Genomic DNA, 8,719 nt, shown 5'->3' with positions numbered 1-8,719 from the left:
ATTTATCTTGATCTCCTTTGTTTCTATTCCAATTGTTTCTAAAATATATTCTTTTAACCTTCTTTGAATTTTCTCCGAAAGTTCGGGTATGTTTACATCCTGTTTTACAGAAAGACGTAGGTTTATATTTATTCCTCCCGTCTTTACGATATTAATTTCTGGCTTTACTTCCTTAACCTCTCCCATCCCCTTTGCTACTTTTAAAGCCAAAAGTTTTATAGAGCCAGTAGAAATTTTAATCTCGCCAAACGAAGTTTTTTGAACCACAGAAAGGCTTTCTCTATTATATTGAGCCTTCCTCCAGATTAAATAAATTAACAGAATAATTATTAAAGCTGCTATTAAACCCGATATGATCTGGTTGAAAAGATTGGAATAGAATAGATTATAATAATAATTTACTTTCCATACCAAAATTTCTATAGAAATAAGTTTTAAAGAAATTAAAAAAACAATACCTGAGACAAAAATCATGATTACCAAAAATAAAACAAAAATTAAATTATTAAAATTCTCTCTGTTCATCTTAGCATCATCCTTTCTATTTTATTATCTTACCATTACAAGATATTCAAGGGGAAATTCTTTCCCCTTGAATATCTTGTCTTTAATATTCTTCATAATAATAAATCATGTTCCTTATTTAAGGTATAGGAATTATTGAAATTCCTATACCTTAAAATATTATAAATAAATAACATAATAAACATTAATCTTAATTAATATAACATAATAAACATTAATTAAAATATTAATTTATTAATGCATCTTCGCCAAGTGGTTCTAACCTATTTCCCCTTTAACAACAAATCAACAATTCTCCTTAAATCTTCTTTGCTATAGAATTCAATATTTATCTTCCCTTTCTTGCCATCATACAATATACTTATTTTGGTCCCCAAAATATCTCTTAATTTTTCTTCTGCTTCCGGAAAATTTTCAAGAGTAATATTTTTTACTATAAATGGTTTTTTTGGTGCTTTTCCTATCTTTTTAATTAAGTTTTCAGTATCTCTTACTGATAAATCATTACCCATTATTCTATTACATACTACTCTTTGTAATTCTTCATCTTCCAGGCTTAATAATAATTTGGCGTGACCAAAAGAAATTTTCCCTTCGGATATATTTTTTTGTATCTCTGAATTCAATTTTAAAAGTCGGATAGTATTAGTAACTAAGGCTCTACTCTTTCCGGTTACCTCTGCTAATTCTTGCTGAGTAAGTTTAAACTCATCTATCAATCTTTTAAAAGCATTGGCTTGCTCAATAGGATTGAGATCTTCCCTTTGAATGTTCTCTGCTAAGGCAATTTCCAGACTTTTTTCATTACTAAAATTTTTAATAATTGCTGGTATCTTTTTTAACTTAATTTCTTGGGCCGCCCTTAATCTTCTTTCTCCAGCAACAATTTCATAACCATTAGCAATTTTTCTTACTACAATAGGTTGGATTACTCCGTGTCTTTTTATGGATTCTTTTAGTTCTTCCAGTTTTTCTTGGTCGAAATTCTTGCGTGGCTGAAAAAGATTGGAAGTTAAGCTTTCGATCTCTATTTCAGTTATAAATTCATTTTCTTGGTGGTCAATCTTGGGAATAAGGGCTTCTAACCCTTTCCCTAATCCTCTTTTAACCATTTGATATCACCTCTTGGGCTAATTTTTTATAAGCTATCGCCCCTTTAGATTTTGCATCATAGAAAACAACCGGCTGGCCATAGCTGGGAGCTTCGCTTACTCGAACATTTCGTGGAATTATTGATTTAAATATCTTTCCTTTAAAATTTTTTTTCACTTCTTCTATCACATCACGAGAAAGATTAGTTCTGGTATCATACATGGTTAGTAAAATACCTTCGATTTCTAATGATGGGTTAAGAATTTCTTTAACTAAATTTATAGTATTTAATAATTGCCCAATACCTTCTAAAGCATAATATTCACACTGGACCGGGATGATAACCGAATCAGCAGCAGTAAGAGAATTTAAGGTTAAAAGACCAAGGGAGGGGGGGCAATCAATAATTATATAATCATAATCGTCCTTAATTGATTTAATCACTTGCTGTAATTTGTTTTCTCGAGAGCTATAATTAACTAATTCTATTTCTGCACCGACCAATTGTATCGTAGAGGGTAAAACATCTAAATTTTTTATCTTGGAGTGCAAAATAATTTCTCTTATAGGAGCTTGGTTGATCAAAACGTCATAAATGCATCTTTTAACCTTTGATCTATCTAAACCTATCCCACTGCTCGTATTTCCTTGAGGATCTATATCAATCAATAAAATCTTTTTTTTATACAAGGACATAGCGGTGCTTAGGTTTACTGCGGTAGTGGTTTTACCTACTCCGCCTTTTTGGTTGGTGATAGCCAAAACTTTAGTCATAAATATTCCCCCCATATATATACTTAATTACACCGGCCGTACTCAAATTGCACCGATTTAATATAAGGATGGTTTATTTTTTACAAAGATGTTCCACGTGGAACATTCATTGATAATCAAAATTTTATAAAATTATAGTAATTTTCTTGTCCCCGCCATATTTCACCCCTTTTAAGAAGTAGGTATATATATTATCTTATCTAGGAATGTATTTATATTATCAAAAATATCTCAAAAATGCAAAGGTCTTTTTTGGGGCACCCCTTCTCTCCGCGGATATCCTAAAGGAGTATTTTTTATTTTCCTAATCACTAAGACATATCTTTCTTGCTTTATAAAAGGAACTTGAATATTTTCAACTTTAATCAGTTCTCCGCCTAAAAAATTAATTGTATTAATGCCTTTTTCGGTTTCTTCTGGATATGATCTTCCTTTCTGAGCTATAAATAATCCCCCTATTCTAACCAAAGGAAGGCAATATTCACTTAAAATATTTAAAGGGGCTACTGCTCTGGATATTACTAGATCATATTTCTCCCGGTAATCCGAACATCTCCCAAAAGTTTCTGCTCTTCCATTAAGTATCTTAACTTTCTTTAAATTCAATTTTTCTATTAATTTTTCTAAAAATATTATCTTCTTCTTTTTTGCCTCCAGGAGAGATAATTTAATCGAAGGGTAGACTATTTTAATGGGAATACCTGGGAAACCTGCCCCGGTCCCTACATCAATAATATTTATTTCTTCTAGATGGATATACTGATTAATAACTTTTATACAGGCAATAGAATCTAAAAAATGTTTGATAATGATTTCTGAGGAGGTTTTTAAGGAAGTTAAATTTATTTTCTGATTCCATTTGATTAATAAATCCAAATATTGGGAAAAGCCTTCTAGGTAGGCCTTATTAAATTCAATCCCTATTTTTTGAGCACCTTCCACTAAAATATTTTCATCTTCTTTTAACAAAAAATAAATCGCCTCTTTTTATTTTGTTAGTTAGTTGGCTGTTTAGTGGTTAATTAATTATTACAAGAAGACACGACACGTCATGCCTTTACGCTACTAAAGTAAGAATTTAATATAAAAAACTATAATTCAAAATCAAAAGCTTTTTTTCTCGTATCTTACGGCTATTGTTATGATGTCTTTTTAGTGCAGGGAGCGTATTTATCCGCCCCGGTTTTTTGGGTACTTCTTTTAACGGGTTCGATGAATCGAACCCCTACCTCTGGCCTCTGAATTCTGGATTTTTCTTTTCTCTTTCTTCTCCACTATATAGTATATACTAACGACTATTCACTATCTACTTGTTATGTTTTTCCACAATTTATCCACATATCAAGTAAAATAAAATATTATAACTTGGTTATTCCCAAAAAGCCAAAAATATTTTCAACAGATTACATATAAGGTACGTTGCAGATAATTTTATAGTAAATTATGACTTTTTGGTTATAATTATGTTGTAGGGACACAATGCCTGCCTGTGCGTGCCTGCCTGTGCGTGTACGCACGCAGACAGGTACGCACGCAGACAGGAATTGTGCCCTCGCCATATTATTACCTAATTTCTCCTGTGGGTAAGATGCATGGTACCCCTACATTACCATTCCCCGATCAGGTCGAGGACAGGTTTGTTTGCTTTTTGGGTTAACATCATAACTTGGAATTGGTATAATTCTAATCTAAAAAATACAATTAAAAAATAATTTTTTGAAATTTATTAAAAAACTCCAACTATTTAGATAAATAAACTGAATAAGCATTTTATATAAGTAATTCTTTAACTTATTTTTTACCTTAGTACCTGATAAAGTTAATCAATAAAGTTAAAGCCTTTGGTTCTAAGCAATTAAGGGTTTCCCACAGTTTGTCCACATTTAATTTTTAAATGTTCTACGTGGAACATTTTCTCTAAAGAGTAAATTCTTTTCTATACTATCGCAAATTAATATATTATTTTCCAATACAAAAACGAGAAAATATATGATCAATTATTTCGTTGCTTACAGGATATCCGGTTATCTCACCTAAAGAATCTAAGACATCTTTTAAATCAACAGTTAATAAATCGTATGGTATTTTTTTCTTCAGTCCTTCTAATATATATTCCAGTCCTTTTTTAGCCTTATTTAATTGATTTGCTTGTCTAACATTATTTACAATCACTCCGTTTTCTGGTATCACTAAACCTTTCAGAGCCTTTTTGACTAACTCTTCTTCTAACTGTTCTATACCAATCTTTTCTGTTAAAGACATCCTTATACTATTTTTATTATTTAAAAGACTAAATAGTTTCTCACGATTAATCATTTCAGTTAAATCTATTTTGTTTTCGATTATTACCATCTTTTTATTTTCACTTTTTTCTTTATTTATTTCTTTAATAACTTCTTCATCTTCTGAGGATAAGGGGGTACTGGCATCAAACATAGCTAAAATTAGATTGGCTTTTTTAAAAAGGGTCATCATTTTTTTAATACTTATCTTTTCTATAATATTTTCAGGAGTTTTAAACCCGGCAGTATCTATAATTTTAAAAGCCACTCCTTTGATATTAATTAACTCTTCAATGGTATCTCTGGTTGTTCCTGGTAGATGAGTTACAATTGCCCGATTTTCTTTTAATAAAGTATTAAAAAGGCTAGATTTCCCCACATTGGTCTTGCCAACTATTAGAGTGTTGATCCCTTCTTTCAGTATTTTCCCATAATTCAGGGTTTCCAGGAGAGAATTAATTTCTTTTAAAACATTCTTTATTCTTGCTTCAATTTGGGTTGGATTTAATTCTTTAATGTCTTGATCGGGAAAGTCCATAGGAGCTTCGATCTCCGATGAAATCTGTATCAACCTGTGTCTTAAATCTTTAATCTTCCTTTTTAAATTGCCTCCCAGTTGAGCTAATGAAAATATTAAACTCTTCTCAGTTTTAGCTTGAATAAGGTCAATTACAGCTTCAGCCTGGCTTAAATCAATTCTACCATTTAAGAAAGCTCTTTTAGTAAATTCTCCTGGTTCAGCCATCCTCGCTCCGTGCCTAATCGCTGCTTCTAAAACTTTTTTAATAGAAAGAATTCCTCCATGACAATTGAACTCTACCACATCTTCTCGGGTATAGCTTTTAGGTTTTTTCATTAAAACCAAAATTATCTCATCAATTATTTCTTCATCTCTAGGATCTACTGCAAACCCGTAATGAACGGTATAGGTCGAAAAATCTTTAATATTTTTTTTATTTAAATTTTTATCTCTAAATAATTTTTGGGCTATTTCTAAGGCTTTCGGGCCACTTACTCTTACGATACCAATCCCACTTTCGCCGAGAGAGGTAGAAATAGCTGCAATAGTATCGTTTTCCCAAAATTTCATCAAGGCTCTCCTAAATTATTCGATAGTGAATAGCGTTAGTAGATATTATCTTGGTTAAATGGTTAGTTAATTTGCTGGTTAATTAGTTAGTTGCTTGATAGACAGGCGAGACGCCTGTCTTACTTAAGGCGACCTGTCTGCGTGCCTGCCTGTGCGTGTACGCACGCAGACAGGTACACACGCAGACAGGCAACGCACAGGCAGAAAAGCGAAAAATCATAATTCAAAAAGCATAAAAAGATTAATATTTAACCATATCTACTTCTTATGCTTACTAATAGTTCTTTAATTATAACTCTTCTTTATTATTTTCTTTCTCTCTTGGGGCTATTATAACTCTTCTATAAGGTTCTGTGCCTTCGCTATAAGTAATTATTAGCGGGTCTTCTTGTAAAACGAGATGGACTATCCTTCTTTCCACTGCATTCATAAAACAAAGAGCAACTTTTTTACCTGATCTTTTCACTATTTCTGCTTTTTCCTGAGCATATTTGGAAACAATATCTTCTCTTCTTTTCCTATAGCCTTCAATATCAATTATTATTTTCCTTCTTTCCGGTTCATTAATTCCTTTGTTGACTATAATGTTAATAATATATTGAAGGGCATCGAGAGTATGCCCATGTCTTCCAATGATCATTCCGGGATTAGAAGTTTTTATTTCTAAAATAATTGAATCATTCCCTTCTTGATCAACTATTTGAACTTTTCCATCCTCTAAAATAAAATCTATTACTTTCGTTAATATCGCCTCAGCTTTTTCTTGAGGGTTTAATTCCATATTATTCGTATTTTCCAAATCTATCTCCTCTTTTATAGCTACCCTGTGCATTTAAAATATATTACAGTATATGGTTGTAACCCAAAAAGCTAAAAATATTTTCAACAGACTTCGTCGCGTATTGCGTATCGCGTTGGAAATAAGATTAGTTATAATTATGTTGTGGGGGTTCGATTTATCGAACCCGTAAATAAGCGGGTCGGATAAATCCGACCCCTACCTTAGTATTCCCCGAACAGGTCGAGGACAGGTTTGTTTACTTTTTGGGTGACAATCATATAGTTTAGAAAATTTTTTTTCGACAAGAATAAAAAATATATTTTTAAAGTAAAAATTTAGTTTCGAATTTATTCCCACCTAAACAAATTACCATTCTAAAGAATTTTTTAATAAAAGTTAAAAAATTATATCTCAAATAATTTGACATATATAAAACCTTGTGATATTAATATATTAACGTTATCGGTAACGTTTACGGGAGGAAATATGAAATATATAACTTTAAGAATGGTAGCACAAAAAGCAGGAGTTTCAGTGAATACCGCATCAAGAGCAATAAATAATAAGCCAGATATAAACCAAGAGACCAAGAAGAGGATATTCAAGGTTGCCCAAGAATTGGGATATGTTAGAAATAATACTGCAGTGGCCTTGAGAACCAATAAAACAGGAACAGTAGGAGTAGTAATTGAAGATAATAGAAATCCTTTTTATGCTGAGGTTTTAAATGGAATGGAAGTAGCAACCAGGGAGAAAAATTATCATATAATTTTTGCTAATACCCAAAGAGATTACAAGAAGGAAGAAGAAGCAATAAATTTGCTGTTAGCAAAGCGAGTAGATGGATTGCTCATAGCCCCAGTTCAAGATAGAGATGATGATATAAATAGTCTCGTTGAAGCAAATATCCCTTTTGTAGTTGTGGGTAGAGATTTTGAAAATATTGAATTAGATGCAATATATAATGATGAGGTTAAAGGGGGATTTTTGGCCACAGAATATCTGATTAAAAAAGGGCATAAAAGGATAGCTTTAATAGATGGTTTTCTGTACAAGTCACCTGCTAAAGGTAGATTAGAGGGGTATAAGAAAGCCTTGAAAAAATATGGGATATCTATGGATGATGCCCTGGTAAGCGTTGGGGATATAGATGTAAAAGATGGGTATGAAAGAACCAAACAGATGCTGGAAAAAAATTTAGATTTTACCGCTATCTTTGCTTACAACGATATGATGGCCTTTGGGGCAATGCAGGCTATCCGGGAAAAAGGATTAAGAATACCTGAGGATATAGGATTAGTCGGTTATGACGATATTCCCTTTTGCTCTCTTATGAATCCTGCATTAACTACTATTAGACTGAAGAAACAAGAGTTAGGCATAGAAAGTGTAAAACTGTTACTTTCTCGTATAAACGGTAGGCATAAAAAGCTGAAAAAAGTAATTCTGGATGTGGAACTTATCGTAAGAGAAACGTAATGTTAATATTGAATAAATTAATATTTATTATAATTATTATTAGTTTTTCAAGGAGGTAATTTGTGCCAGAAAAAAGACAATTCAAAAATGCAGTAATAATGAATAATATTGAAAAATATTTTGGTAATGTCGCTGCGCTTAATGGAATAAACTTTGAAGTAGGGGCCAATGAAGTGGTGGGATTAATTGGAGATAATGGTGCTGGAAAATCAACGTTGATTAAAATTATAACTGGAGTTTTCCCTCCTACCAAAGGAGAATTGTATATTCGTGATAAGAAAATATCCCTTAAAGATTATAATGTTAAACAAGCTTATAAATTGGGGATTGAGGCAGTATATCAAGATAAATCATTAGGAGAAAAACAGGATTTATGGAGAAACTTTTTTATTGGCAGACAAATGACCAATCGTTTGGGATTTATTAGGGTTCGTGAGGAAAAAGAAATGGCCCAAAAAATTATGTTTGATATAATTGGCTTTCGAGGGGCAGGAATTACTGCAGAATCTAAAGCTAATAAGTTGTCAGGGGGAGAGAGACAAGGAATAGCAATTGGCAGAGCAATGTACTTTGATGCAGACCTAATAGTGCTCGATGAACCGACCTCAGCTTTATCGCTTAAGGAAGTTCAGAAAGTATTAAATTTTGTAAGAAAGATAAAAGAATCCGGGAGGGCATGTATATATATTTCTCATA

8 protein-coding genes are annotated in these 8,719 nt (G+C 31.9%); 2 read left to right on the top strand and 6 right to left on the bottom strand.

What is annotated here, in order from left to right; genetic code table 11:
• The 6 genes from amaP to COZ07_RS00100 form a co-directional block, all read right to left on the bottom strand.
• Window positions 1–525, bottom strand: a 525-nt coding sequence (gene amaP / locus COZ07_RS00125; RefSeq protein WP_406606592.1) for an alkaline shock response membrane anchor protein AmaP, incomplete at its 3' end; no start/stop codon positions are given.
• Window positions 526–788: 263 nt separating this feature from the next.
• Window positions 789–1,637 carry a ParB/RepB/Spo0J family partition protein gene (locus COZ07_RS00120; RefSeq protein WP_406606591.1) on the bottom strand — a complete coding sequence of 283 codons (849 nt, stop codon included), beginning with the start codon at window positions 1,635–1,637 and terminating at the stop codon, window positions 789–791.
• Entirely contained in the window at window positions 1,630–2,391 is a 762-nt protein-coding gene (locus COZ07_RS00115; protein WP_406606590.1) for a ParA family protein, read from the bottom strand. Before COZ07_RS00115 ends, COZ07_RS00120 begins: the two co-directional genes overlap by 8 nt.
• Before the next feature lie 231 nt (window positions 2,392–2,622).
• Window positions 2,623–3,360, bottom strand: coding sequence for a 16S rRNA (guanine(527)-N(7))-methyltransferase RsmG (rsmG, locus tag COZ07_RS00110; RefSeq protein ID WP_406606589.1), 738 nt, complete (start codon window positions 3,358–3,360; stop codon window positions 2,623–2,625).
• A 990-nt stretch (window positions 3,361–4,350) separates the two neighbouring features.
• Window positions 4,351–5,763 (bottom strand): tRNA modification GTPase, encoded by a 1,413-nt coding sequence (gene mnmE / locus COZ07_RS00105; protein ID WP_406606588.1) that lies wholly within the window; start codon window positions 5,761–5,763, stop codon window positions 4,351–4,353.
• Between the two features lie 289 nt (window positions 5,764–6,052).
• The gene (locus tag COZ07_RS00100; RefSeq protein WP_406606587.1) at window positions 6,053–6,562 is read right to left on the bottom strand and encodes a R3H domain-containing nucleic acid-binding protein; all 510 of its coding nucleotides are present in this window, start codon (window positions 6,560–6,562) and stop codon (window positions 6,053–6,055) included.
• Between the two features lie 468 nt (window positions 6,563–7,030).
• Between COZ07_RS00100 and COZ07_RS00095 the strand changes: the two genes are divergently transcribed.
• Entirely contained in the window at window positions 7,031–8,023 is a 993-nt protein-coding gene (locus tag COZ07_RS00095; RefSeq protein WP_406606586.1) for a LacI family DNA-binding transcriptional regulator, read from the top strand.
• A 62-nt stretch (window positions 8,024–8,085) separates the two neighbouring features.
• Window positions 8,086–8,719: ATP-binding cassette domain-containing protein (locus COZ07_RS00090; protein ID WP_406606585.1), on the top strand; the 634-nt coding region annotated here is incomplete at its 3' end.

This window comes from Candidatus Infernicultor aquiphilus, from assembly GCF_002784285.1.
GTDB lineage: Bacteria > Atribacterota > Phoenicimicrobiia > Phoenicimicrobiales > Phoenicimicrobiaceae > Infernicultor > Infernicultor aquiphilus.
Note: the sequence above shows the minus strand (reverse complement) of the source record. Positions and strands in the feature narration are given on the sequence as shown.

Bases quoted from the DNA above. Each gene is read 5' to 3' on its own strand.
- mnmE (WP_406606588.1), bottom strand. From the start codon at position 5,763: ATGAAATTTTGGGAAAACGATACTATTGCAGCTATTTCTACCTCTCTC.
- COZ07_RS00115 (WP_406606590.1), bottom strand. From the start codon at position 2,391: ATGACTAAAGTTTTGGCTATCACCAACCAAAAAGGCGGAGTAGGTAAA.
- COZ07_RS00095 (WP_406606586.1), top strand. From the start codon at position 7,031: ATGAAATATATAACTTTAAGAATGGTAGCACAAAAAGCAGGAGTTTCA.
- COZ07_RS00120 (WP_406606591.1), bottom strand. From the start codon at position 1,637: ATGGTTAAAAGAGGATTAGGGAAAGGGTTAGAAGCCCTTATTCCCAAG.